Consider the following 25,825-nt stretch of genomic DNA (forward strand, 5'->3'; position numbering starts at 1 on the left):
TGCCGGTCGGACGGCCCCGGCGTCACGCGCCGATGGTCACCGCCGGCCGGGACGCCCAGTCGCGCACCAGGTCGTCGCGTACCGCCACGCCCGTGCCCGCGGCATCCGGCACGCGCATCTGGCCGCGGTGCTCGCCCGAGCCGAGTACGAACGGCTCGGTGAGGTCCTCCGCGAAGTAGCGGCCGGACGCCGACGTGTCGCCCGGCAGGACGAAGCCCGGAAGGGCCGCGATCGCGACGTTGGCGGCCCGGCCGACGCCCGTCTCGAGCATGCCCCCGCACCACACGGGCACCTCGCGCGCCCGGCACGCGTCGTGCACCCGCAGCGCCTCGAGGAACCCGCCCATGCGACCGGGCTTGATGTTCACGATGCTCGTCGCCCCGCGCTCGATCGCGTCGACCGCGGTCGTAACGTCGAGGATCGACTCGTCGAGGCACACGGGGGTCGCGGCCGCCTCCGCGAGGCGCACGTGCGTCGCGAGGTCCTCCTCGGCGAACGGCTGCTCGATGAGCAGCAGGTCGAACGGGTCGAGGCTCGCGAGCAGGGGGATGTCGTCGGCCGTGTAGGCCGTGTTCGCATCGACCTGCAGCATCGCGTCGCGGCCGATGAGCTCGCGCACCGCGGCGACCGGCACCAGGTCCCAGCCCGGCTTGATCTTCAGCTTGATGCGTCGGTACCCCTGCTCGAGGTAGCCGGTCACCTCGTCGAGCAACTCCTCGAGGGTCGGCGCGATGCCGACCGAGACCCCGCAGTCGACCCAGTCGCGCACCGCCCCGAAGCACTCGGCCATCGAGCGCCCCTGCGCGCGGAGCTCGGCATCGAGCACGGCCGCCTCGAGCGCGCCCTTCGCCATGCGGTGCCCGGCGACGAACGACAGGGTCGGGGCGACGGATGCCGCGAGCGGCACGCTCGCGATCGACGCGGCCGCACCTCCGCCCACGCCTGCCGCGGCCGCGCCTGCGCCACCGGCCTGCTGCTCGCGGTCGTCGACCCAGATGCCCGTCGCGTGCGCGGGATCCTCGATGAGCACGCCGCTCACGTGGCCGTCGTCGACGAGGTGGGGCGCGGGAGCGCGCAGCAGCGCGGGCGCGAGGTAGTGCTCGATCACGGATGCCGCGCCGTCGACGTACTCACCCGAGTAGAACGGGTCGCGACCCGCCACGCACTCGCCCCAGCCGTCGCCGCGATCGGTGCGGACGTGCACGAGCAGCACCTCGCGAGCGGTCTCGCGTCCGAACGACGTCTCGAACGGTCGCACGAGCGGCACCTCGAGGCGGTGCAGCTCGATCGCCTCGATGCGCGGTGCGGCGGATGCGGCGGATACGGCAGCGGGGTCGGCGGTCATGGATCCTCCATCGGGTCCGGGGCACGTTCCGGCTCGACGAGCGGATGCCCCACCACGACGCTAGCGCGCCGGGAGCGCGCCGTCTCGGGACCTCCGCACTTGCCGTCGGATCGAGCCGGTCGACGTGTCGACGGGCTCGATGATCCGGGCGACCCGCGACCCGGCCGGCACGCTCGGGGCTCCCGACCGAGCCCTCACCCCGCGCGGTCGGGGTCGTCGGCGGTGAAGGCGTAGTCGCCGCTCGGGTCGAGCTCCGGGCGGAGGCGACCGTCGGCGAGCGCGGCGAAGGCGTCGCGGGAGGCGTCGCGCAGGGCGCTCGCCGTCTCGGGGTCGGCGGCACGGACCGCCTCGAAGTCGGCCACGAGCGGCAGCCCGCCCTCGGCGTGCCACGTCGGCTGCGGCATCCGCTCGAGGGCGCGTCGCACGCGCGGTGATGCCAGGCGCCAGCGCACTTCGAAGCGGTCGCTCCGGTCCCCGCCCGAGATCGCGTCGCGGAGCTCGCCGTAGAAGTCGGGGTGGTACGCGGCGACCTCGGCACCGAGCCGCACGAGGTTCATGCGGGCGTTGCGGCGGATCAGCGGGTCGTAGGTCCAGCGGATCTCGTCGACACCGTGGTCGAGGCAGATCGCACGCTGGCGCAGCTTCAGTGCGACCCCGATGCCGCGGCCGCGTGCGGCGGGATCGACCGCGTTCATGTGGGAGTGCACGTGGAGGCCGCCGTCCCAGCCGAGGAACCCGAGCGCGGCACCGAGCGGCGGCTCGGCGGAGTCGGGAGGCTCACCCACGCCGCCGGCCGGCGCCGACGCGGGCACGGCGACGAGGACGGTGTTGCCCGCGTGCGAGATCGCCTTGAGCGACGCCAGGTCGACCGTGCGGCCGACGCCCCACGTCGCGTCGAAGCGCGCGAGCGCGCCTGCGAGCTCGTCGGGCCGCGCCTCCCGCGTGACGACGCCGGCCCGGCGATCCTCCTCGTCGGCGAGTCCGTGCGCGCGGGCGAGGGTCGCGGCATCCGTCATGGTGGGGACCCTACCGCGTGGGCGGCACGCGCGACGTGCCCGACAGGATGTGCGCGGCCATGTCGCGGCACGGCGCATCCGCGGCCGGATCGTGCACCCGAGGCGGATCGCGAACGAGCCTCGGGTGCACGGATCGACGGTGCGCGATGCGTTCGACGTCGCACCGCGCCGAGCGTCGAGCGTCAGCGGGCCAGGCGATCCTCCATGCCCCACTGCTGGCCGTAGCCGCCGTCGGCCTCGGCGCGGGCCATGAGCTCGAGGAACGGCTTCGCGTCGAAGGCCTCGGGGCCGAGCACGCCGCGGCCCGACCAGGCGCCGGTCGCGAGCAGCTCGAGGGCGACCACGGGGTTGAGCGCGGTCTGCCAGACGACGCACTGCGCCTCGTACTCGCGCATCGTCCACTCGTTGTCGCTCACGTGGTAGAGGTAGACCTCGCGCGGCGCGCCGTCCGTGCCGGTGCCGGTGACCCAGAGCCCCGCGCAGGTCTTGCCCGTCATGCGCGGCCCGATCGTCGCGGGGTCGGGCAGCGCTGCGGCGACGACGTCGCGCGGAGCGACCTCGACCGGGCCGTTCGCGCTGCGGACGCGGATCGGGGTCGTCGAGTCGAGCCCGAGCAGGTGCAGGGTCTTCAGGACGTTGATGAACTCGTCGCCGAGGCCGTACTTGAACGTGACGCGCTTCGCGTCGACCCAGCGCGGCATGAGGAGGACCTCCTCGTGCTCGACGTTGACGCACTCGACCGGGCCGATGCCCTCGGGGAACTCGAACACCTCGGGCTCGCTGAACGGCGGGGTCGTGAACCAGCCGCGCTCCTGCTCCCACACGACGGGCGGGTTCAGGCACTCCTCGATGGTCGTCCAGATCGAGAACGACGGGGCGAAGATCTCGTTGCCCGCCTCGTCGCGCACGACGAGGTTGGCGCCGTCGCGCGTGCCGAGCTCATCGATCTCGCTGAAGAGGTGATCGGCCGCGTACCGGGCGAACACGTCGGAGAGCCCCGGCTCGACGCCCATGCCGACGAGCGCGAGCCGCCCCGCGGTCTCCCAGTCGTCGGCCTGGGCGAACTGGTCGTCGCCGAGCTTGACGCCGGTCTCAGCGTACGGCTCGGTCGGGTGCGGCTCGGACAGGCTCATCGCCATGTCGAGGTAGTCGGCGCCGGCGGCGAGGGCGCCGCGGAAGATCGACGGCACAAACTTCGGCTCGACGGCGTTCATGACGTGGGTGGCGCCGTGCTCGCGGGCGACGGATGCCACGACCTCGGGGTCGCTCGCGTCGACCTGGGCGGTGGCGAAGCGCGCCGCCACGTCGTCGCCGTGCTTCGCGGCGATCCAGTCGACCGTGCGCCGGGCGCGGGATTCGTCGTAGTCGCTCACGACGAGGAGTTCGTAGAAGTCACGGCGGGCGGCGATCTTGGCGATGGCATCGCCCACGCCCCCCGCGCCGATGAGGAGGATTCGCATGGTGGGTACGGTAGCCCGCATCCACTGAATTGTCCAGTTGGATAATTGGATCGGGAGGAAGTTCCGGCTCCGGTGCGAGCTACTGCCGCCGCGCCCGTCAGCAGAACCCGGCGATGCCCTCCCAGGCGGCCGCGGGGCTCGCCACGCCCTCGCGCACGACCGCCGCCTCGATGAGCCCGTACGGCCGGTCGGCGGCGTGGAACACCTCGTTCGGGTTGTCGAGCCCGAAGGGCGAGAGATCGACCACGAAGTGGTGGTTGTTCGGCATCGAGAAGCGGATCTCGGCGATGTCGTCGTGCGCCTCGAGCACACGGCGCCCCATCGCGAAGAGCGTGGCCTGCAGCCCCGGCGAATACCCCTCGGCGAACGCCTCGAGCAGCAGCGCCCGCACGCTCGCGTACCGCGCGTCGAAGTCCACGTCGGCGCGCGCGTAGCGCCAGCGGGCCGAGACATCCGTCGCCAGGATGCGGTCGTGGGTCTCGGCGAGCGTCGTGTACCGGTCGTGCGGATAGGCCTCGAAGCCCGAGCCGGTGGACTTCATGACCGTGAGGTCGCGGAGCCCGGCGATGACATGCCGATCCTCGCCGTCCGCGACGACGACGGCGGTGCGCACCTCGTGCCCCGACCGCACGAACGCGTGGTCGTGCTCGGCGCCGCCGGCGAGGATGCGCTGCCAGGCGAACCGCTCCGCCGCCCAGCGGCCGCCGGCGACCCATTCGAACGACGAGGTGAAGTGATCGGCCAGCCGCAGCAGGAACGCCTCCGGCGAGCCGATCCCGTCGCGCGCGAACGCGAAGATCGTGTTCTTCTGCGTGTCGGTCGGCACGACGTGCGCGTTGTCGCCCGCGAGATGGGCGGCAGCGAAGTCCCCACGCAGCTGCGAGGTCACGTTGAGGTCGTCGATCTCGTGGCGCGCGGTCTCGCGCGTGACCTTGACGACGCGCACCTCGGCCTTGCCGTACTGGTTCGCGCCGAGGACGATGGCGGATTCGGACATGGTCAGCTCCCTCGATAGGTGGAGTAGGCGAACGGGCTGAGGAGGAGCGGTGCGTGCACGTGCCGGCCGTCGTCGGCGACGCGCACGGTGAGCACGACCTCGGGGTAGAACGTCGGCGTGCCGCGTGCGGCGAACCATGCCCCGGTGTCGAAGCGGAGCCGGTAGTCGCCCGCGGGCAGCTCGTCGGGGCCGATGCGGGAGACCCGGCCGTCGGCGTCCGTCACCGCACCGTCGAGCTCGCGCCATACGTCGCCGTCGACCGTGCCGTCGCGCGCGGAGAGGATGACGGCGACGCCCTCGGCGGGACGGCCCGACGTGGCGTCGAGCACGTGGGTGGTGATGCGCGAGCGCGATCGCGCGGCATCCTGGTCGCTCATGCGAGGAGTCCCTTCAGTCGGAGGACGGCGATCTGGCGGAGCTGGTCGGCGACGACGGGCTGCTCCTCGTCGGGCGTGTGCCGGAGTCGGCGGGTGAGCGCGTCGAGGATCTCGCGCGACGAGCGTCCGGCGGCCCGGATCAGGAACACGCGCCCGAACCGCTCCTCGTACGCGCGATTGCCCGCGGCGAGCGCGGCGGCGACCGCGGCGTCGGCGGGGTCGACGCCCGCCTGTTCGGCGCGCGACATCGCCGCCTCGGCGCCCGCGCCGGACGGCCGCTCCCCGATCCGCGGGTGGTGGGCGAGCGCGCCGTCGACCTCGGCCGGCGTGAGCGGGGTCGCCGCGACCTCGGCGCGCGCCACCAACTCGTCGACCGAGGCGAACGGGCGGGCGTCGACGAGTTCGGCGCACCAGCGGTCGACGTCGAGGCAGGGCCTGAGAAACGCGATCGCGTCGTCGCGGTCGGCCCCGTTGAACGTGTCAAGCGTCGTCACGCGGTCCTCCATCCGATCGTTCCCGCCGCAGCAGCTGTCCACGCGCCACGGTGCCGTCGACCTCGCGGCCCGCGAGGTACGTCGCCCGCACGACCCCGACGAGCTCGCGGCCGTCGTACGGCGTGATCGGGTGCCGATGGTGCAGGGCCGCGGCATCCACCGTGAACGCCTCGTCGGGCGCGACGACCGCGAGGTCGGCGTCCGCGCCCTCGAGGATCGCGCCCTTGCCGGCGCGGTCGAGGCCGACCAGCCGCGCGGGGGCCGGCGCCATCCACTCCACGACCCGCTCGAGGCGGATGCCGCGTCGGCGCGCCTCGGTCCAGGCCACCGGCAGTCCGAGCTGGAGCGACGCGATCCCGCCCCACGCCGCGGCGAAGTCGCCGTCGCCCGCGAACTTCACCGAGGCGGGCGCCGGCGAGTGATCGGAGACGATCGTGTCGATCACGCCGTCCTCGAGCGCCCGCCAGAGCGCGTCGCGGTTCGCCGCCCCGCGGATCGGCGGGCAGCACTTGAACGCCGTGGCGCCGGCGGGCACGTCCTCGGCGGCGAGCACGAGGTAGTGCGGGCAGGTCTCGACGGTGAGTCGGACGCCGTCGGCCCGCGCGCGGGCGATCGCGTCGAGCGGCGCGGCCGAGCTGAGGTGGAGGATGTGTGCGCGCGACCCGGTTCGACGGGCGGCCTCGATCACGGCCGCGATCGCCGCGCCCTCGGCGGCGTCGGGCCGTGAGGCGAGGAAGTCGGCGTACTCGCGGCTGTGCGGGTGCGGCGCCGCGTCGACGACCGCGGCATCCTCGGCGTGCACGATGACGAGCGCGTCGGCGTCCGCGGCGCCCGCGGCGTCCGCGGCATCCGACAGCACGGTCATCGCGCGCTCCAGCTCTGGGGCCGTGACCGGCGGGAATTCGGCGACGCCCGAGTCGATGAGGAAGCACTTGAACCCGAACACGCCCTCGGCGGCGAGCGGGAGCAGGTCGCCCTCGTTGCCCGGCACGATCCCGCCCCAGAACCCGACGTCGACGAACACGCGCCCGGTCGCCCGCGCCCGCTTGACGGCGAGCGCCGCGACCGACGTCGTCGGAGGGATGCTGTTGAGCGGCATGTCGAGGATCGTCGTGACGCCGCCCGCCGCGGCGGCCCGGGTGGCCGTCTCGAACCCCTCCCACTCGGTGCGGCCGGGCTCGTTGACGTGCACGTGCGTGTCGACCAGCCCCGGGATGAGGACCTCGTCGTCGCTGAGCCGGACGCGATGCGCCGCCCTGAGCTGGGCGCCCGGTTCGGCGATGCGCGCGATGCGCCCGTCGAGGACCGCGACCTGCGCGGGAGCGAACGCCCCGTCGAGGAGCACGCGATCGCCCGCCAGGACGAGGTCGAACACGACGGATGCCCCGGCGCCTCCGGTCGGGGAGGCGTCGCCGCGCGGCATCCGCTCGCTCATGGCCGCCCCGGCCGGGTCAGCCGAACCTGCCGGTTCACGTCCTTGTAGAGCAGGTACCGGAAGGGCCCCGGCCCGCCCGCGACGCAGGCCTGCGGGCAGAACGCCCGGAGCCACATGAAGTCGCCCGCCTCGACCTCGACCCAGTCGCCGTTCAGCCGGTAGACGCCCGTGCCCTCGAGCACGAAGAGCCCGTGCTCCATCACGTGCGTCTCGGCGAACGGGATCTTGCCGCCGGGCTGGAAGGTGACGATGTTCACGTGCATGTCGTGCGCGAGGTCGTCGGGGTCGACGAACCGGGTCGTCGCCCAGGCACCGTCGGTGTCGGGCATGGGCTGGGGCGCGACATCCGCGTCGCTCGTGAGGAAGGATGCCGGCGCCGGGGTGCCGTCGACGGGCTCGTACGCCTTGCGGATCCAATGGAACGACGTCGGTTCGTCGCCCTCGTTGGCGATCGACCAGGTCGCGCCCGCCGCGAGGTACGCGTAGCCGCCCGGTCGGAGCTCGTGACGTTCGCCCTCGAGGTCGAGCGTCAGCGAGCCGGACGTGACGAAGACGACCCCCTCGACGCCGGCCTCCGCTTCGGGTCGTTCGGCGCCGCCGCCCGGTGCCACCTCGACGATGAGCTGCGCGAACGTCGTGGCGAAGCCGGCGATGGGCCGGGCGAGGATCCACGCGCGGGTCCGCGTGAACCCCGGCAGGTTGCTCGTGACGATGTCGCGGAGCACGCCCTTCGGGATCACCGTGTACGCCTCGGTCACGATCGCGCGGTCGGTGAGCAGGTCGGTCTGCGCGGGCAGGCCGCCCGGCGGGGTGTAGTAGCTCATGGGACCTCCTCGTCCGTGGGCCGTGGTCGTCGATCGCGTCCGCGGCCTCCGCTCAGCCGGAGGACCGTCTCGGGCGCGCGAGCGAGGCGAGCGCGGCCTCGCCGAGGCCGGTGTCGCGCTCGACCTCCTCGGCGGTGATCGCCCCGCACCGCACGCCCCGTTGCACGAAGCCGGCGAGCGCGCGCACCGTGGCCGGTTCGTCGAGCACGGCGCCCGAGGTGCGCTCGTGCACGTGCCGCAGGCGCTCCGCCGCCTCGAGCCAGCCGTCGCGGTAGTAGGCGTACGTGGCGAGGAACCGGGTCGGCAGCTGCGCCGGGTGCAGGTCCCAGCCCTGCGGGAACCCGCCCTCGAGCGCCCGCCGCACGAGCCGCGCGTGCAGCCGCCACGCCTCCGCCGCCCGATCGCCGGTCGGCAGCACGTTCGACGACCCGTCGGAGAGGCGGATGCCGGTGCCCGCCACGGCGAGCTGCATGACCTGCTTCGCGTGGTCGGCGGCCGGGTGCTCGAGCGACTGCTGCGACGCGTCGATGCCGAGGGCGGCGCTGTAGTCGTAGGTGCCGTAGTGCAGCCCGGCGATGCGTCCGGATGCGGCGTGCGCGACCCGGGCGACCGTGGCGACGCCGTCCGCACCGAGCACGAGCTGCGGGGTCTCGACCTGCACCTCGAACCGGAGCCGGCCGTCGGGCAGCCCGTGCGCTCGCTCGAGGGCGGCCGCGGCATCCGCCATCGCCTCGACCTGGGCGAGTGTCGACACCTTCGGCAGCGTGAGGGCGAGCCCCTCGGGCAGGCCGCCGCGGTCGACCAGCGCGGTCACGAACAGGTCGAGCGTGCGGATGCCGCGGGCACGCGTGGCGGCCTCGAACGACTTGAACCGGATGCCGAGGAACGGCGGCGTCGCGCCCTCCGCGATCGCGTCGGCGACGTGCCCGGCGGCGCGGACCACGTCGGCGTCCTCGACGTCGTCGCCGCGGTCGCCGTACCCGTCCTCGAAGTCGATGCGGAGGTCCTCGACGGGCTCGTGCGCGAGCTTGCGCTCGACGAGCGGGGCCACGACGGCCGCCGCCGCGTCCCCGATCCCGACGACCCGCGCGAGCGCGTCGAGGCCGCCGGCCGCCTCGGCGGAGGCCAGTGCCGCGCTCCCCCACTCGGCCGGCAGTCGCGGCGTGAACGCGTCGCCCGGGACGTACACGGTGTGCACCGGCTGCCGCGCCCCGTCGTCGCCGGGATACTCGGTCGCGAGGAGCCGGTCGGTCTCCGCGAGCCGGGCGTCGATGGACGCCAGCACCGACGTGGGCAGCGAGGTCCGCACGGCGGTCAGGCCAGCAGCTCGTAGGCGGGCAGCGTCAGGAAGTCGACGTACGCGTCATCGAGGACGAGGTCGGCGATGAGACGCGCGGCGGACTCGTAGTACGTCGAGAAGGGGGCGGGCGGAGACTCGGCCCGGAGCGCCGCCACCTCCTCGTCGAGCACCTCGCGCACGAGCTCGCGCGTCATCGTGCGGCCGGTGTCGGCGAGCACGACCTCGTGCTGCAGCTGCTGCCAGACCTGGGAGCGCGAGATCTCCGCCGTCGCGGCGTCCTCCATCAGGCTGTGCAGGGCGACCGCGCCGCTGCCCGCGAGCCATGCGGCCGTGTACGCGACGCCGACCGAGAGGTTCGTCCGCAGCCCGGCCTCGGTGACCGCGCCGCCCGTCGATGCGACGTCGAGCAGCTCGGCTGCCGTGACCTCGACCTCGGGCCGCTGCCGGTCGATCTGGTTCGGTCGGTCGCCGAGCACGTCGTCGAAGACCTCACGGCACACCGGCACGAGGTCGGGGTGCGCGACCCAGGAACCGTCGAACCCGTCCCCCGCCTCGCGGGTCTTGTCGGCCCGCACCTTCTCGAACGCGACCGCGGTGGCCTCGGGGTCGGCGCGGTTCGGCACGAACGCGGCCATGCCGCCCATGGCGACCGCACCCCGTCGGTGGCAGGTCTTCACGAGCAGTTCGGTGTAGGCGCGCATGAAGGGCGCCGTCATCGCCACCGACGCGCGGTCGGGCACGATGAACTCCGGCCCGGCGTCGCGGAAGACCTTGATGATGCTGAAGAGGTAGTCCCAGCGGCCCGCGTTGAGCCCCGACGCGTGGTCGCGGAGCTCGTAGAGGATCTCGTCCATCTCGAACGCCGCCGGGATCGTCTCGATGAGCACCGTCGCGCGGATGCTCCCGGCCGGCAGCGACATCCGCTCCTCGGCGAACGAGAACACGTCGTTCCAGAGCCGGGCCTCGAGGTGGCCCTCGAGCTTGGGCAGGTAGTAGTACGGGCCGGCGCCGTGCTCCATGAGCGCGTGCGCGGTGTGCGCGAAGTGCAGGCCGAAGTCGACGAGTGATCCCGACGCCCGCTCGCCGTCGACGAGCACGTGCTTCTCGGGCAGGTGCCAGCCGCGCGGGCGCGTCACCACGGTCGGCCGGCGGACGTCGTCGCGGAGCGCGTAGGCCTTGCCCTCGGGCGAGGTCCAGGCGAGCGTGCCGTGCGCCGCGTCGCGGAGGTTCCGCACGCTGCCGACCACGTTCGCCCAGGTGGGGCTCGAGGCGTCCTCGAGGTCGGCGAGCCAGACGCGGGCGCCCGAGCTGAGCGCGTTGATCGCCATCTTCGGCGGCGCGGCCGGTCCGGTGATCTCGACCCGCCGGTCGGCGAGCGCGTCGGGCGGCGGCGGCACCCGCCATTCTGCCTCGCGCACGTCGCGCGTCTCGGCGAGGAAGTCGAGCGGCTCGCCCTGCGCGATCCGGTCACGACGATCGCGGCGCGCGGCGAGGAGCTCGCGTCGTCGCGCGTCGAACCGGTGGTGCAGCTCCTCGACGAACGCGAGGGCGTCGTCGGTGAGGATGTCGTCGCCGGCGACGCCGTCGGCATGGACGATCTCGATGGTCATGCGGCGCTCGCTCCCTTCCGCTCCCTTGCGGGGTGGTTGCTCCAGGCCTCGCCCTCATCTTCGCGCAGAAGCGCGCGGGTCGGAACCGGCGCGCGCGCATGAGCGCGACGGGAAGCCGGGCCTGCGCGCGGCGTAGACTCCGGGCAGAGGGAGCCAAGGCATGGACATCGTCGTCACCGTCAACGGCCGGCCGCGAGATGCCTCGGGCATCGCGGCCCACACCACCGCGCTCGACTGGCTCAGGTCGCTCGGCCTGACCGGTGCGAAGGAGGGCTGCGCCGAGGGCGAGTGCGGCGCGTGCGCCGTCCTGCTCGCCACGCCCGACGGCGGCGGCGGGACCGCCTGGACCGCGGTCAACGCCTGCCTCATGCCCGCCGCGGCGCTCGACGGCCAGGAGGTCGTCACGACCGAGGGCCTCGGCACGCCCGAGCGGATGCATCCGGTGCAGGCCGCTCTCGCGGAGGCGGGCGGGTCGCAGTGCGGCTACTGCACGCCGGGCTTCGCGTGCAGCATGGCGGCCGAGTTCTACCGGGCGCGCAACGGCACGGATGCCGCGGCCGCGACGCCCGCGGCCGTCGCCGTCGCCGACGACAGCGCCGCCGCACCCGTCCCGCACGACGACGCCGGATTCGACCTGCACGCGCTGAGCGGCAACCTCTGCCGGTGCACGGGGTACCGCCCGATCCGCGACGCCGCGCTCGGGCTCGAGGTCGCGCCTGCGGAGGTCGATCCACTCGCAGCACGGCGCGCGCAGCCCGCGCCGGCGCCCAGGCCGACCCGCGTCGCGGGCGACGGCGGACGCTTCGTGCGACCCGAGTCGCTCGACGAGGCGCTCGCCCTGCTCCACGTCGAGTCCGATGCCGTGGCGATCGCCGGCTGCACCGACTGGGGCGTCGAAGCGAACCTCCGCGGCCGGCGCGCTCCGCTCACGGTCGCCATCGACCGGCTCGACGAACTCCGCACCTTCGAGGCGGACGACGCGGGGATCGACCTCGGCGCCGCGCTCACCCTCACCGAGGTCGAGCGGCGACTCGCCGGACGCGTGCCACTGCTCGCCGCACTGTTCCCGCAGTTCGCCTCGCCGCTCATCCGCAACCGCGCCACGCTCGGCGGCAACCTCGGCACCGCCTCCCCAATCGGCGACGCGCCGCCCGCCCTGCTCGCCCTGGAGGCGCGGCTCGTGCTCGCCTCGCCCGACGGCGAGCGCGAGGTCGACCTCGCCGACTACTTCACGGGGTACCGCGAGACCGTCCGCCGGCCGGGGGAGCTCATCCGCACGATCCGGGTCCCGCAGCCGACGGCCAACCTCACCGCGTTCCACAAGGTCGCGAAGCGCCGCTACGACGACATCTCGAGCGTCGCCGTCGCGTTCGCGATCGACCTCGACGAGGAGCGCGGCACCGTGGCCTCCGCCCGCATCGGTCTCGGCGGGGTCGCCGCGACGCCCATCCGGGCGCGGGCGACCGAGGCCGCGCTCGTCGGACGCGAGTGGAGCGCCGACGCCGTTCGCGAGGCGGCCTCCGTGCTCGCCGGCGAGGGCACGCCGATGTCGGACCATCGTGCGAGCGCGGGGTACCGATCCGCGATGCTCGCGCAATCGCTGCTCCGCCTGCACCGGCGGACTGCGCGGGAGGGGGTGCCCGCATGAGCGAGCTCAGCGACCGTCCTGCCGGCGGCGTCGCCGGAGCACCCGTCCCGCACGAGAGCGCCCGGCTGCACGCGACCGGCACGGCCGTGTACACCGACGACCTCGCCGCCACCCGCCGCGATGTGCTGACCGCCTGGCCCGTCACCTCGACGCACGCCCACGCGCGCGTCCTGCTCGACGTCGCGCCGGCGCTGGAGGTGCCGGGCGTCGTGCACGTGCTCACGGCCGACGACGTGCCGGGCGTCAACGACGGCGGCGCGAAGGGCGACGAGCCGCTCTTCCCCGATGAGGCCCAGTACCACGGGCACGCGCTCGCCTGGGTGCTCGGCGAGACCGCCGAGGCCGCGCGGCTCGGCGCCGCCGCCGTGGTCGTCGACGCCGAGGAGCTGCCGTCGATCGTGACGGTCGAGGAGGCGATCGCGGCGGGCTCATTCCAGGGCATCGCGCCGACCGTGCGGCGCGGCCACGCGGCATCCGCCCTCGCTTCGGCCCCGCACGTGTTCGAGGGCGTCAGCGTCGTCGGCGGCCAGGAGCACTTCTACCTCGAGACGCACGCGTCCTTCGCGCACGTCGACTCGGAGGGCCAGGTGTTCGTCGAGTCGAGCACGCAGCACCCCTCGGAGACGCAGGAGATCGTCGCGCACGTGCTCGGTGTGCCGAACCACCGGGTGACCGTGCAGTCGCTCCGCCTCGGCGGCGGCTTCGGCGGCAAGGAGATGCAGCCGCACGGACTCGCCGCGGTCGCGGCGCTCGGCGCCCTGCGCACCGGACGGCCCGTCCGACTCCGCCTCACGCGCGCGCAGGACATGGTCATGACGGGCAAGCGGCACCCGTTCCACGCCACCTGGCGCGCCGGCTTCGCCGACGACGGCCGCATCCTCGGCCTCGAGGCGACGCTCACCTCGAACGGCGGCTGGAGCCTCGACCTCTCCGACCCCGTGCTCGGGCGCGCGCTCTGCCACGTCGACAACGCCTACTGGATCCCCGACCTCGAGGTGCACGGGCGCATCGCGCGCACGAACATCACCTCGCAGACCGCGTTCCGCGGCTTCGGCGGCCCGCAGGGCATGTTCGTGATCGAGGACATCCTCGGCCGGGTCGCCCCGCAGCTCGGCATCGACCCCGCCGAGCTCCGCGAGCGCAACCTGTACCGGCCCGGGCAGACGACGCCGTACGGCATGGAGGTGCGGCACGCCGAGCGCCTCGGCGACGCGTGGTCGCGCGTGCTCCACGAGGCCGACGTCGCCCGGCGGCGTGAGGAGATCGCGGCGGCGAACGCCGCCGACCCCGACGTCAAGCGCGCGCTCGCGATCACGCCCGTGAAGTTCGGCATCTCGTTCACGTTCACCGCCTACAACCAGGCCGGCGCGCTCGTGCACGTCTACCGCGACGGCTCCGTGCTCGTGAACCACGGCGGCACCGAGCTCGGACAGGGCCTGCACACCAAGATGCTCCAGGTCGCGGCGACCGCGCTCGGCCTGCCGCTCGCGCAGGTGCGCCTCGCGCCCACGCGCACCGACAAGGTGCCGAACACCTCGGCGACCGCGGCGTCGTCGGGCGCCGACCTCAACGGCGCGGCGGTCAAGGACGCGTGCGACCAGATCATCGCCCGTCTCCGGCCCGTCGCCGCGAACGTGCTCGGCGTCGACGCCGCCGACGTGCGCTTCGAGGACGGCCGCGTGCACGGCGGCGACCCCGAGGTCTCCGTCCTCTTCGGCGAACTCGCCGCGACGGCGTACGCCGAGCGCGTGCAGCTCTTCGCCGCGGGCTACTACCGGACCGAGGGGCTCGGCTGGGACCCCGCGACGATGACCGGCACGCCGTTCAAGTACTTCGCGTGCGGCGTCGCCGCCAGCGAGGTCGAGGTCGACGGGTTCACGGGCGCGACCCGGTTGCGGCGCGTCGACATCGTGCACGACGTCGGCGACTCGCTCTCGCCGCTCATCGACCTCGGGCAGGTCGAGGGCGCGTTCATGCAGGGCGTCGGATGGCTCACGCTCGAGGAACTCCGCTGGGACGAGACCGACGGCCCCGGCCGCGGGCGCCTGCTCACCCCGTCGGCGAGCACCTACAAGCTGCCGAGCTTCTCGGAGTTGCCCGACGAGCTCAACGTGCACTTCCTCGAGCGCGCGCACGAGGACGGCGCGATCTACGGCTCGAAGGCCGTCGGCGAGCCGCCGTTCATGCTCGCGTTCAGTGTGCGCGAGGCGATCCGCGAGGCGGTCGCGGCCTTCGGCCCGGCCGGGCACTCGGTCGAGCTCGCCGCGCCGTCGACGCCCGAGGCGGTGTTCTGGGCGATCGAGGCCGCACGCGAGGCGAGCCGGCACGCGTCACCGGCTGCGCCGCAGGCGACGGATGCCGCGTCCGACGCCGTGCACGCGGGGCGCGTGCCGGCGGAGCACTGACGGACCGGTGCCGATGGACTGGGTCGACGCCGTGCAGCGCCTCCGGGCCGCGCGCACGCCGGCCGTGCTCGTGACCCTCGCGATGGTGCGGGGCCACGCGCCGCGCAACGGCGGGGCGAAGATGGTCGTCGCGCCAGACGAGGTCGTCGGCACGGTCGGCGGCGGCAACCTCGAGCAGACGGCGCTCGCGCGGGCGCGCGAGATGCTCGGCGCCGGGGCCGCGGAGCCCGAACTGCTGACGCTCACGCTGAGCGACCGCGCCGCCGTCGACTACGGCGTGCAGTGCTGCGGAGGAGAGGTCACGATGCTGCTGGAACCCCTGCCGGTCGTCCCGGCGGTCGCGATCTTCGGCCTGGGTCACGTCGGGCTCGAGCTCGCACGGATCCTGTCGCGGCATCGGCTCGAACTCGACCTCGTCGACTCGCGCGAGGCGATGCTCGCGCCGGAGCGCATCGGCGAGTCCGGCGTCACTGGGCCCTTCGCCGATGCGGTCGCCACGATCCGGGTCCACCACCTGCCCGTGCCCGAGGCGGCACTCGCCGACCTGCCGACGGGTTCTCACGTGCTCGTCATGACGCACGACCACGCCGAGGACCTCGCGATCTGCGACGCCGCGCTGCGCACGCCCGGCCTCGCCACGATCGGGCTGATCGGCTCGCGATCGAAGTGGGCGCGCTTCCGCGCGCAGCTCGCCTCGGCGGGCCACGACGGGGCGGCGCTCGCCCGGATCGAGACCCCGATCGGCATCGACGGCATCCGCTCGAAGGAGCCCGCCGCGATCGCCGTGAGCGTCGCCGCCGAGCTGCTGCAGCGCGTCGAGCAGGAGGCCGCCGCGCCCGCCGTGGTCCGCCGTCCCTGAACCCCGCTCGGGAGGAGCTTCCGGGGCCGACCGCGCGTGTCGACCCGCGACACGCCGGGCGCCGGGCGAGATCTCCTCCCGAACCGTCGCGGACGGCACGCCCCCGCTATGCGCGCGGACGCGCGGGCGGCGTGACGTGCGACTGCGCGACGGCGCGGTTGTGCTCCGCGATCGCGGCCGCGCGGGCGAGCCGCTCGCGCTCGATCCGCTGGGCGAAGAGCGTCCAGACGAGGAGCGCGGCGCCGGCGCCGACCAGGGCGCCCCCGATGGTGTCGGTGATCCAGTGGGCGCCGAGGTACGTGCGGCTGATCGCCATCAGCACCGTGTACACGGCGCCCCAGAACCAGACCCAGCCGCGCGGCACGATGATGCCGATCGTCACGGCGATCGTCGCGGCGTTCGCGACGTGCCCGGACGGGAACGAGCCGAAGTCCGAGAGCACGATGATGTCCTCGGGACGGGCCCGCCCGAACAGGTTCTTCAGCACCTGCACCACGAGGGCGCTGAACGCCGACGCCGTGACGAAGTAGAGCGCCGCCCAGGGCCGTCGGACGACCAGCAGGATCACGGCGATCGTGATCGGCACGACGAACACCCCGAGGATGCCGCCGCCGAGGGCGTTCATGCCGAAGGCGAAGACGTCGCCGATCGGCCCGCGGAGCATGAAGATGTCCTCGGCCCACTCCTCGTCGATCTCGAAGACGGTGCCCGCGCGGAACAGGATGACGATGCCGAGCACCACGGCGATGACGAGCGAGGCGATCCCCGCGGCGAACGGCACGAACCTGCCGACGTGCTCGGTGCGCTCCTCCCGGGTGCCCGGGTCGAGGCTGACGTCGGGGGCGCTGACGGGGCCGCGGCCCTCGACCGTCGAGTCGAGGTCGGGCGCGGTCCGGTCGGGTTCGCTCATGACGCCACGCTAGTCGCGACGGTGCCGACCGCCGGTGCACCGGTGCCGCGTGGCTCGGACCCCGCGCCGACCGGCCCGAGCGGCCGTGCGACGAGAGGATGCCGCGGCCGGCATGCGGCACGCGGCATCCGCCCCTCGCCTCGGGTCAGTCGGAGAGCGCGGGCACCGTCTTCGGCCGGACGAGCAGCCACACCGAGGCGATCGCGACGAGCGCGGCACCCAGCATGAACGCGGCCATCGGCACGGCGCTGTCGACGCCGAACAGGCCGATGAGCGGCGAGATCACGCCTGCGAGGCCGAAGTTCAGCGCGCCGAGCAGCGACGCGGCGGTGCCGGCCTCGGCGCCGTGGTGGGCGAGCGCGAGCACCTGCACGGCGGGGAAGCTGAAGCCGCACGCGGTGATGTAGATCCACAGCGGGATCGCGGTGCCCCAGAACCCGGCGCCCGACGAGTCGAGCACGATGATCGCGATCGCCATCGCCGCATGCACGATGGTCGTGCCCGCGAGCACGTACTGCGGCGGGATGGGTCCGCGGATGAGGCGCGAGGAGGTCTGCACGCCGATGATGACGCCGACCGAGTTCACGGCGAAGAGCAGCCCGAACTCCTGGGCGCTGAACGCGTACACCTGCTGGAACAGGAACGATGAGGTCGTCAGGTACGAGAACAGGCCCGTGAACGTCATGCCGCCGATGATCGCGGCACCGAGGTAGATGCGGTCGCGGAACAGCGCTCGGTAGCGCTCGCGCATCGACGAGTGCCCGGCCACGTGGCGGCGGGACTCGGGGAGGGTCTCGACGATCAGGAACGCGACCGAGAGCACGACGACCACGGCGTAGCCGGCGAGCACCCAGAAGACGCCGCGCCAGTCCATGAAGGCGAGCAGCTGCGAGCCGATGACGGGCGCGAGCACCGGCGCGAGGCCGTTGACGAGCGCGAGTCGCGAGAGCATGCGCACGAGCGGCTTGCCGCCGAAGAGGTCGCGGACCATGGCCATCGCGACCACGCCGCCAGCGGCGGCGCCGAAGCCCTGCATGAGGCGGAAGAAGGCGAGCCAGGCGATGTCGGGCGCGAGCGCGGCCGCGATCGACGCGGCGATGTGCAGCGCCGTCGCGAGGATCAGCGGGAGCCGCCGCCCGACCTTGTCGCTCCACGGGCCGACGATGAGCTGGCCGAGGCCGAAGCCGATCATGGTGCCCGTGAGCGTGATCTGCACGGCGGCGGCGCCGACGCCGAACTCGGACTCGAGTGCCGGGAACGCCGGCAGGTAGAGGTCGACCGTGAACGGGCCGAGCGCCGTGAGCGCGCCGAGCACCAGCACGTAGACGAGCCGCTGGCGGCGGCTGAGCAGGTCGCCGGGGTGGCGGGGAGCTGAGTAGTCGTCCGGTCGGACGATGGGGATGGAGGCGGTTGACATAGGCGGTTCCCGAGGCGTGCGTGAGTGCGGTCGTGCGGAGGCGGCTGTGCTGGCGCACGCCGTCGGGCGCCGGGCGAACAGGAACGGCGCCCCGTGGGGCGCCGTCGGGAGCGATCTCGGCCGTCGTGGCCTCGAATCGATTCGACTGAGGTTCGATTCTAACGCCTCGACCCCCCGGTGACGCAAGCCGAGCCGCATTCGGATTCCGCTCGCGGGCCTCGGCAACGGTCAGCCGGCGACCGAGAGCGGGTCGTCCAGGAGCCTCGCGAACGCGAGCTCGGCGGCGCCGATCATGAGGCGATCCTCGCCGAGCGCGGCGACGACGACCTCGACGTCCTCCATCGCGGCGGGCATGGCCTGGCCGGCGACCGCGGCGCGCAGGGCATCGGGGTCCTGCTCGGCGAGCGTCGCGAGGAACCCGCCGAGGATCACGAGCGACGGATTCAGCACGTTCACGGCGTTCGCGAGCGCCGTGGCGAGGATCCGGCGCTGGCGATCGAGCTCGGCGGCGATCGCCGGGGACCCGGCGTCGAGGGCCGAACGGATGGCGCTCGCGAGCGTGGGCTCGTCGGCCGACCGCAGCCCCACCGCCTCGAGCAGCCTGGCCCGACCGACCTCGTCCTCGAGCACGCCGCCGCCGGCGCGGCGGTCCTCGACCGCGGCGATGCCCGGCCGGTTCTGCCCGAACTCCCCCGCGTAGCCGCTGTGGCCGCCGACGGCCCGCCCGTGCACCACGAGCCCGCCGCCGATGCCGCTCGCGCCGCCGTTGAGGTAGACGAGGTCGTCGACGCCGCGCCCGGCACCGAACAGGTGCTCGGCGAGCGCACCGAGGCTCGCGTCGTTGCCGACCGAGGCCGGCAGGCCGGTGGCCTCCTCGACGAACTCGCGCACCGGCGCGTCACGCCATTCGAGGTGGGGTGCGAATCGGACGAGCCCGTCGGAGGCGCGCACGAGTCCCGGGACGGCGAGCCCGACGCCCGCGAACCTCGCGTGGGCGAGGTCGCCCTCGCGCCACCGACGGATCGCGTCGGCGATGAGGAGCGCGGTGCGCTCGGGCGTCACGAGGTCCTCGACCTCGATGCGCTCGCGCGCGTCGATGCGGCCGCCCAGCCCGACGGCGGCGAGGGTGACCGCATCGACCTCGGGGTTCACGGCGACGGCGACGACGCCGGGATGTGCGGCGACGACCGGCGACGGGCGTCCGACCCGGTTCGTCGGATCGGGCGCGCGCTCCTCGACCAGGCCGAGCTCGATGAGCTCGCCGGCGAGCGAGGCGACGGTCGAGCGGTTGAGTCCCGTGAGCGCGGTGATGCGCGCGCGGGAGAGCGGGCCCTCGAGGTGCGCGAGCCCGAGGATCCTCGCGAGGTTGCGGCGATGCACCCCGTCGAAGCTCCCGGTGCTGCCGTTGCGGTCGGTCACGCGCACCACTCTAGGTTCGCCGCGGCGGAAACGGATGCCGCATCGCCGAATATGTTGCGCTTGACCGCAAAACTGCTCGGGCGTATATTCATCACGTCCAGATCACTTTCGACGTTGTCGTCGAAATTTTCGAGAGGTTCGATGATGAACAGACGCAGCACCACGCGGCTCGTCACCTTCGCCGCGGCGACCGGGCTCGCCGTCGCCTCGCTCACCGGCTGCGCCGGCGGCGGTGGCGACGAGGGCGGCGAGGGCGAGGTCACCCTCACCTGGTGGCACAACGGCACGACCGGCCCGCTCCCCGAGGTCTGGGAGGAGGTCGCCACGGAGTTCGAGGAGTCCCACCCCGGCGTCACCGTCGAGCAGACCGGCTACCAGAACGAGGACCTGCAGCGCACGCTCATCCCCAACGCGCTCGCGGCGGGCGACCCGCCCGACCTCTTCCAGGTCTGGCCGGGCGGCGAGCTCCGCGACCAGGTCGAGAACGGCTACCTGATGCCGCTCGACGACGTGATCCCCGACACGATCGACAGCGTGGGCGCGACGGTGAACCCGTGGCAGGTCGAGGGCACCACCTACGGCATCCCCTTCACGTTCGGCATAGAGGGCTTCTGGTACAACACCGACCTCTTCGACGAGGCTGGAATCGACGCACCGCCCACCACGCTCGACGAGCTGATCGACGACGTCGGCGCGCTCCGCGAGGCCGGCATCACGCCGATCGCCGTCGGCGCCGGCGACAAGTGGCCCGCGGCGCATTGGTGGTACCAGTTCGCACTGCACTCCTGCTCCCCCGAGTCGCTGCAGGCCGCCGAGACCGAGTTCGACTTCAGCGACGACTGCTGGGTCGAGGCGGGCGAGCAGCTCGAGGACTTCCTCGGCATCGACCCGTTCCAGGAGGGCTTCCTCGGAACGCCCGCCCAGCAGGGCGCCGGCAGCTCGGCCGGCCTCGTCGCCAACGGCCAGGCGGCCATGGAGCTCATGGGCCACTGGAACGCCGGAGTGATCGGCGGGCTGACGCCCGACCAGCAGGTGCCCGAGTTCCTCGGCTGGTTCCCCTTCCCCGGCATCGAGGGCGCGGCCGGCGACCCGACGGCGGCACTCGGCGGCGGCGACGGCTTCGCCTGCTCCGCCGAGGCGCCGCCCGAGTGCGCCGAACTGCTCGAGTTCATCATGAGCGCGGACGTCCAGGCGAAGTTCGCCGCGAGCGGCGCGGGCATCCCCACGGTCCCCTCCGCCACGAGCTCGCTCGAGGACCCGAACCTGACGCTCGTCGCCGAGGGCCTCGCGGCCTCCTCGTTCGTCCAGCTCTGGCTCGACACCGCCTTCGGCACGACCGTCGGCAACGCCATGAACGACGGCATCGTCAACCTCTTCGGCGGCTCCGGCACGCCCGATGAGATCGTCACGAAGATGCAGGACGCTGCGGCGACGCTCTGATGACTGCGACGCTCCAGCCGGCCGGGCCCGCGACCACCGCGGGCCCGGCCCCGACGCCGGAACCACGGCGACCGCGATCCAGCGCGACGCGGCAGCGCGTCGAGATCGTCCTGCTCGTGGGCCCCGCCCTGATCCTGTTCCTCGGCTTCGTGATCCTGCCCGTGATCCTCGCCGCGGTGTACAGCCTCTACAACCTTCCGCCGGCCTTCCGGTGGGAGCAGCTCGCCGAGCCGGAGCGGTTCGTCGGCCTCGCCAACTACCAGCGCGCGTTCGACTCCCCCGAGTTCGTCCGCGCGATCGGCAACAACTTCATCATCCTGTTCGCGTCGCTGCTCATCCAGGGCCCGCTCGCGATCGGCATCGCGCTGCTGCTGAACCGCCCGCTCCGCGGCCGGACCGCGCTCCGCCTCCTGATCTTCGTCCCCTACGTGCTCGCCGAGGTCATCGCGGGCCTCGCGTGGAAGCTCCTGCTGCAGCCCTCGGGCGGCGTCAACGCCATGCTGGAGGCGCTCGGGCTCGGGTTCCTCCAGCAGAACTGGCTCGCCGATCCGAGCATCGCCCTGTGGACCCTCTTCTGGATCCTCACGTGGAAGTACCTCGGCTTCGCGATCATCCTCATGCTCGCCGGACTGCAGGGCGTGCCCGAGGAACTCGCCGAGGCGGCCGCGATCGACGGCGCCAGCTGGTGGCAGATCCAGCGGCACATCACGATCCCGCTGCTCGGCCCGACGATCCGCATCTGGGCGTTCCTGTCCATGATCGGCGCACTCCAGCTGTTCGACATGGTCTGGGTCACCGTCGCACCGACCGTGCGCGGGATGGCCACCGAGACCATGGCGACCTACATGGTCCAGCAGGGCCAGTTCGCCGGCCAGCCGGGCTACGGCAGCGCCATCGCCGTCATCCTCTTCTTCATCTCGCTCGCCGTCGCGCTCATCTACCAGCGCCTGGCCCTCCGCCGCGACCTCGCCGGCGCCGTCACCCGAGGAGTGCGCTGACATGGCCGAGACCACCGCCATCACCACCGGCCGCCCGCCGTCCGAGCTCCCCCGGCGCGGCGCCGGGCGCGGCATCGACTGGGGCCAGCCGTTCGTGTACCTCGTTGCCCTCGTCGTCGCCGCCGTCGCCATCGGCCCGGTGCTCTACGTCTTCCTCGGCGGGTTCCGCACCACCGCCGACCTGAACGCCGACCCGGCGGGCCTGCCCGACCCGTGGACCCTGCAGAACTGGGCGAGCGTGCTCGTCTCCGAGCGGTTCTGGGGCAACGTGCTCGCGAGCGTCATCCTCGCCGCCGGCACGACCGCCGGCGTCGTCATCGTCGGCATTATGGCGGCGTTCGTGATCGCGCGCTACGACTTCCGCGGACGCCAGGGGCTCTACACGCTCTTCACCGCCGGGCTCATGTTCCCGCTCACGGTCGCCGCGCTGCCGCTCACGCTGCTGCTGCGCACGCTCGGCCTGCACGGGTCGTACCTCGGGGTCATCATCCCGTCGATCGCGTTCGCGCTGCCGACGACGATCATCATCCTCGTGCCGTTCCTCCGCGCCATCCCGGACGAGCTCGAGGAGGCGGCGTCCATCGACGGGACGAGCCGCATCGGGTTCTTCTGGCGGATCCTCCTGCCCCTCTCGATGCCCGGGCTCGTGACGGTCGGCGTGCTCGCCTTCGTCGGCAGCTGGAACGGCTACCTGCTGCCGCTGCTCGTGATCTCGACAGGCACGCTCCCGCAGGAGCTGTGGCCGCTGCCGCTCGGGGTGACGCAGTTCTCGACGCAGTACTCGCAGGACACGGCGGCGGTGCTCGCGTACACGTCGCTCGCGATGATCCCGGCGCTCGCGTTCTTCCTCGTCGCCGAACGCCGCATCGTCGGAGGCCTGCAGGGGGCGGTGAAGGGATGACCGCGCTCGACGGCATGGCCCCGCTCGGCGGGACGACGCAGGCGACGGATGCCGCGTGGCGCGACGCCGCGCGTCCCATCGACGAGCGCGTGGCGGCCCTCATGGCCGAGATGACGCTCGACGAGAAGCTCGCCCAGCTCTACGGCGTGTGGGTCGGCGCAGCCGACGACGGCGGCGGCGACGTCGCGCCGCACCAGCACGACCTGAACGACGACGTCGACCTCGACGCCCTGCTGCCCTCCGGGCTCGGCCAGGTGACGCGCCCGTTCGGCACGGCACCCGTCGACGCGGCGGTCGGCGCGCTCTCCCTCGCGCGCATGCAGCGGCGCATCGCCGACGCGAACCGCCTCGGCATCCCAGCGGTCGCGCACGAGGAGTGCCTCGCCGGCTTCGCGGCGTGGGGCGCGACCGCGTACCCGGTGCCGCTGTCGTGGGGTGCGTCGTTCGACCCGGCACTGGTCGAGCGGATGGCACGCCGGATCGGCGCCGACCTGCGCGTGGTGGGCGTGCACCAGGGCCTCGCGCCCGTGCTCGACGTCGTCCGCGACGCGCGCTGGGGCCGCGTCGAGGAGACCATCGGCGAGGACCCGTACCTCGTGGCGACGGTGGGCACCGCGTACGTGCGCGGACTCGAGGCGTCCGGCGTCGTCGCGACCCTGAAGCACTTCGTCGGCTACTCGGCCTCGAAGGCCGGACGCAACCTCGCGCCCGTCTCGATCGGGCCGCGCGAGCTCGGCGACGTGCTCCTGCCGCCGTTCGAGATGGCGGTGCGCGAGGGCGGTGCGCGCAGCGTCATGAACTCGTACTCCGACCTCGACGGCGTGCCGTCGGCCGCGGACCGGCGGCTGCTCACGGAACTGCTGCGCGAGACGTGGGGCTTCGACGGCACGGTCGTCGCGGACTACTTCGCGGTGGCGTTCCTGAAGCTGCTGCACGGCGTCGCCGACACCTGGGCGGATGCCGCAGCCGCGGCACTCGAGGCGGGGCTCGACGTCGAGCTCCCGACCGTGAAGGCGTTCGGCGAGCCGCTGCGCGCGGCCGTGGAGGCCGGCGCGGTGGACGTCGGGCTCATCGACACGGCGCTGCGGCGGGTGCTGCGGCAGAAGGTCCAGCTCGGGCTGCTCGACGCCGACTGGACGCCCGTGCCGGCCGCGCTCGCCGGGCTCGGCCTCGCCGACGCGGACCTCGCGGACGCCGACGCGTCGCACGCCGAGCGGCTGCGCGGCCGGATCGACCTCGACCCGCCCGGCAACCGCGCGCTCGCGCGCGAGCTCGCCGAGCGCGCCGTGGTGCTGGTGCGCAACGACGGCACGCTTCCGCTCGAGGCGCCGCCGGTCATCGCGGTGATCGGCCCGAACGCCGACGACCCGTACGCGATGCTCGGCTGCTACTCGTTCCCGACGCACGTCGTGACGCAGCACCCGGGCGTCGCGATCGGCATCCGGATCCCGACGCTGCTCGACGCGCTCCGCGCCGAGTTCCGCGGCAGCGAGGTCCGGCACGTGGTCGGCACGAGCGTGGACGGCGGGGAGACCGACGGCATCGCCGAGGCGGTCGAGCTGGCGTCGACCGCCGACGTCGTCGTGCTCGCGCTCGGCGACCGCGCAGGGCTCTTCGGCCGCGGCACGAGCGGCGAGGGCTGCGATGCCGAGTCGCTCGCGCTCCCGGGAGCGCAGCAGGCGCTCGTCGACGCGGTGCTCGACTCCGGCACGCCGGCGGTGCTGACGATGCTCGCCGGGCGCCCCTATGCGCTGGGGCGCGGCGCGTCGGAGTCGGCGGGCATCGTGCAGGCCTTCTTCGCGGGCGAGGAGGGCGCGGGCGCGATCGCCGGCGTGCTGAGCGGCCGCGTGAACCCGAGCGGGCGCCTGCCGGTGTCGATCCCGGCGTCGCCCGGCGCGCAGCCCACGACCTACCTCGCGCCGCCGCTCGCGCGCGCCAGCGATGTCTCGAACATCGATCCGACCGCGGCGTTCCCGTTCGGTCACGGGCTGGGGTACGCCGCGTTCGACTGGTCGTCGTTCGCGGGCGACGAGGCGTCGATCGGGACGGACGGTGCGACCACCGTGCGACTGCGGGTGCGCAACTCCGGCGAGCGTCGGGGTGTCGAGGTCGTGCAGCTCTACCTGCACGACCCGGTCGCATCGGTCGTGCGGCCCGTGCAGCGTCTCGTGGGCTTCGCGCGCGTCGACCTGCCGCCGGGCGCCGCCGCCGAGGTGCGGTTCACGGTGCCCGCCGACCTCGCGTCGTTCACGTCGCGCACCGGCGAGCGGATCGTCGAGCCGGGCGAGCTCGTGCTCTCGGTGGGACGGTCGAGCAGCGACCTGGTGCACGCGCACGCCGTGCGGCTGGATGGTCCCACCCGCGTCGTCGACCACCGACGGGCGCTGCACCCGACGGTCGCGATCGACCGGGTGCTCCCGTGACCGGCTGACCGCCGAGTCTGGAGCCGCGACCGAGGCCGATCGGCGGGGCGACCGGCGTGGTGTCGGATGCGGGAGGGAGACTCGGAGCGACCCGAGAGGAGCCTCGCATGAGCACCCACGTCACGCCGGTCGACCCGGCCGGACTCGCCACGAGCCCGGCCTTCGCGCAGGGGATGATCGCTCCGGCCGGGCCGCTGCTCTTCGTCGGCGGCCAGAACGGCACGGATGCCTCGGGCACCCTGCTGAAGGGCCTCCGAGCGCAGACCGAGCAGGCGCTCCGCAACGTGCTCGCGGTGCTCTCGGCCGCGGGCACCGGGCCCGAGCACGTGGTGAAGCTCACGATCCACCTCGCGCCGGGCATCGATCCGGCCGACGGCTTCGCCGCGAGCGCAGCCGTGTGGGGGTCGCACCGGACGGCGGTCACCGTGCTCTCGGTCGCCCCCGCGCGGCCGGGCGCCCTGGTCGAGATCGACGCGATCGCCGCGATCCCGACCGCCGGGTGATGGGGCCGATCGACGTCATCGGGTCCGATCCCGATCGTCGCCCG

Annotated in this window: 22 protein-coding genes; 8 read left to right on the top strand and 14 right to left on the bottom strand. The window is 73.6% G+C overall.

Annotated features, from left to right (window positions below; all coding sequences use genetic code 11):
• Positions 1 to 22: 22 nt before the first annotated feature.
• From menC to aceB, 10 genes are all read right to left on the bottom strand, one after another.
• A complete protein-coding gene (menC, locus tag ABME02_RS00695) occupies positions 23 to 1,345 on the bottom strand; it encodes an o-succinylbenzoate synthase (RefSeq protein WP_353813339.1) in 1,323 nt (440 codons plus the stop codon).
• A gap of 194 nt (positions 1,346 to 1,539) precedes the next feature.
• Positions 1,540 to 2,361: a GNAT family N-acetyltransferase gene (locus ABME02_RS00700; RefSeq protein WP_353813340.1), complete on the bottom strand. Its 822-nt coding sequence runs from the start codon at positions 2,359 to 2,361 to the stop codon at positions 1,540 to 1,542.
• Between the two features lie 182 nt (positions 2,362 to 2,543).
• Complete coding sequence (locus tag ABME02_RS00705) at positions 2,544 to 3,821, bottom strand: saccharopine dehydrogenase family protein (protein WP_353813341.1); 1,278 nt, start codon at positions 3,819 to 3,821, stop codon at positions 2,544 to 2,546.
• A gap of 97 nt (positions 3,822 to 3,918) precedes the next feature.
• Positions 3,919 to 4,818 (bottom strand): factor-independent urate hydroxylase, encoded by a 900-nt coding sequence (gene pucL / locus ABME02_RS00710; RefSeq protein WP_353813342.1) that lies wholly within the window; start codon positions 4,816 to 4,818, stop codon positions 3,919 to 3,921.
• A 2-nt stretch (positions 4,819 to 4,820) separates the two neighbouring features.
• Positions 4,821 to 5,195 carry a hydroxyisourate hydrolase gene (uraH, locus tag ABME02_RS00715; protein ID WP_353813343.1) on the bottom strand — a complete coding sequence of 125 codons (375 nt, stop codon included), beginning with the start codon at positions 5,193 to 5,195 and terminating at the stop codon, positions 4,821 to 4,823.
• A complete protein-coding gene (gene uraD / locus ABME02_RS00720) occupies positions 5,192 to 5,689 on the bottom strand; it encodes a 2-oxo-4-hydroxy-4-carboxy-5-ureidoimidazoline decarboxylase (protein ID WP_353813344.1) in 498 nt (165 codons plus the stop codon). Before uraD ends, uraH begins: the two co-directional genes overlap by 4 nt.
• Positions 5,676 to 7,112 (bottom strand): allantoinase AllB, encoded by a 1,437-nt coding sequence (gene allB / locus ABME02_RS00725; RefSeq protein ID WP_353813816.1) that lies wholly within the window; start codon positions 7,110 to 7,112, stop codon positions 5,676 to 5,678. Before allB ends, uraD begins: the two co-directional genes overlap by 14 nt.
• Positions 7,113 to 7,120: 8 nt before the next feature.
• Entirely contained in the window at positions 7,121 to 7,948 is an 828-nt protein-coding gene (locus tag ABME02_RS00730; RefSeq protein ID WP_353813345.1) for a bifunctional allantoicase/(S)-ureidoglycine aminohydrolase, read from the bottom strand.
• A 52-nt stretch (positions 7,949 to 8,000) separates the two neighbouring features.
• Complete coding sequence (locus tag ABME02_RS00735; RefSeq protein ID WP_353813346.1) at positions 8,001 to 9,257, bottom strand: DUF6986 family protein; 1,257 nt, start codon at positions 9,255 to 9,257, stop codon at positions 8,001 to 8,003.
• Between the two features lie 5 nt (positions 9,258 to 9,262).
• Complete coding sequence (gene aceB, locus ABME02_RS00740) at positions 9,263 to 10,858, bottom strand: malate synthase A (protein WP_353813347.1); 1,596 nt, start codon at positions 10,856 to 10,858, stop codon at positions 9,263 to 9,265.
• A gap of 160 nt (positions 10,859 to 11,018) precedes the next feature.
• Between aceB and ABME02_RS00745 the strand changes: the two genes are divergently transcribed.
• Genes ABME02_RS00745 through xdhC form a run of 3 tightly spaced genes read left to right on the top strand, consistent with a single transcriptional unit; the run spans position 11,019 to position 15,770 of the window.
• On the top strand, positions 11,019 to 12,506 hold the full coding sequence (locus ABME02_RS00745; protein WP_353813348.1) for a xanthine dehydrogenase small subunit: 1,488 nt from the start codon (positions 11,019 to 11,021) through the stop codon (positions 12,504 to 12,506).
• Positions 12,503 to 14,911 carry a xanthine dehydrogenase molybdopterin binding subunit gene (xdhB, locus tag ABME02_RS00750; RefSeq protein WP_353813349.1) on the top strand — a complete coding sequence of 803 codons (2,409 nt, stop codon included), beginning with the start codon at positions 12,503 to 12,505 and terminating at the stop codon, positions 14,909 to 14,911. Before ABME02_RS00745 ends, xdhB begins: the two co-directional genes overlap by 4 nt.
• Before the next feature lie 13 nt (positions 14,912 to 14,924).
• Complete coding sequence (xdhC, locus tag ABME02_RS00755) at positions 14,925 to 15,770, top strand: xanthine dehydrogenase accessory protein XdhC (RefSeq protein WP_353813350.1); 846 nt, start codon at positions 14,925 to 14,927, stop codon at positions 15,768 to 15,770.
• A 106-nt stretch (positions 15,771 to 15,876) separates the two neighbouring features.
• Here the strand turns inward: xdhC and ABME02_RS00760 are convergent, their stop codons facing one another.
• The 4 genes from ABME02_RS00760 to ABME02_RS00775 form a co-directional block, all read right to left on the bottom strand.
• Positions 15,877 to 16,680: a phosphatase PAP2 family protein gene (locus tag ABME02_RS00760; protein WP_353813351.1), complete on the bottom strand. Its 804-nt coding sequence runs from the start codon at positions 16,678 to 16,680 to the stop codon at positions 15,877 to 15,879.
• Positions 16,681 to 16,825: 145 nt separating this feature from the next.
• Positions 16,826 to 18,097 (bottom strand): multidrug effflux MFS transporter, encoded by a 1,272-nt coding sequence (locus ABME02_RS00765; protein ID WP_353813352.1) that lies wholly within the window; start codon positions 18,095 to 18,097, stop codon positions 16,826 to 16,828.
• A gap of 228 nt (positions 18,098 to 18,325) precedes the next feature.
• Positions 18,326 to 19,516 carry an ROK family protein gene (locus tag ABME02_RS00770; RefSeq protein WP_436408222.1) on the bottom strand — a complete coding sequence of 397 codons (1,191 nt, stop codon included), beginning with the start codon at positions 19,514 to 19,516 and terminating at the stop codon, positions 18,326 to 18,328.
• Positions 19,513 to 19,680, bottom strand: a complete 168-nt coding sequence (locus ABME02_RS00775) for a hypothetical protein (protein ID WP_353813354.1) — start codon at positions 19,678 to 19,680, stop codon at positions 19,513 to 19,515. The genes ABME02_RS00770 and ABME02_RS00775 overlap by 4 nt, the downstream gene beginning before the upstream one ends.
• Between ABME02_RS00775 and ABME02_RS00780 the strand changes: the two genes are divergently transcribed.
• The 5 genes from ABME02_RS00780 to ABME02_RS00800 all read left to right on the top strand — a co-directional run bounded on the left by ABME02_RS00780 (position 19,661) and on the right by ABME02_RS00800 (position 25,781).
• Positions 19,661 to 20,956, top strand: a complete 1,296-nt coding sequence (locus tag ABME02_RS00780) for an ABC transporter substrate-binding protein (RefSeq protein ID WP_353813355.1) — start codon at positions 19,661 to 19,663, stop codon at positions 20,954 to 20,956. The two genes, ABME02_RS00775 and ABME02_RS00780, sit on opposite strands and share 20 nt — an antisense overlap.
• The gene (locus tag ABME02_RS00785) at positions 20,956 to 21,954 is read left to right on the top strand and encodes a carbohydrate ABC transporter permease (protein ID WP_353813356.1); all 999 of its coding nucleotides are present in this window, start codon (positions 20,956 to 20,958) and stop codon (positions 21,952 to 21,954) included. The genes ABME02_RS00780 and ABME02_RS00785 overlap by 1 nt, the downstream gene beginning before the upstream one ends.
• A gap of 1 nt (position 21,955) precedes the next feature.
• Positions 21,956 to 22,855 (top strand): carbohydrate ABC transporter permease, encoded by a 900-nt coding sequence (locus ABME02_RS00790; protein ID WP_353813357.1) that lies wholly within the window; start codon positions 21,956 to 21,958, stop codon positions 22,853 to 22,855.
• On the top strand, positions 22,852 to 25,278 hold the full coding sequence (locus ABME02_RS00795; RefSeq protein WP_353813358.1) for a beta-xylosidase/alpha-l-arabinosidase: 2,427 nt from the start codon (positions 22,852 to 22,854) through the stop codon (positions 25,276 to 25,278). The genes ABME02_RS00790 and ABME02_RS00795 overlap by 4 nt, the downstream gene beginning before the upstream one ends.
• Before the next feature lie 107 nt (positions 25,279 to 25,385).
• Entirely contained in the window at positions 25,386 to 25,781 is a 396-nt protein-coding gene (locus ABME02_RS00800) for a RidA family protein (RefSeq protein ID WP_353813359.1), read from the top strand.
• Positions 25,782 to 25,825 lie beyond the last annotated feature (44 nt).

It is taken from the genome of Agromyces zhanjiangensis (assembly GCF_040496055.1).
Taxonomy (GTDB): domain Bacteria; phylum Actinomycetota; class Actinomycetes; order Actinomycetales; family Microbacteriaceae; genus Agromyces; species Agromyces zhanjiangensis.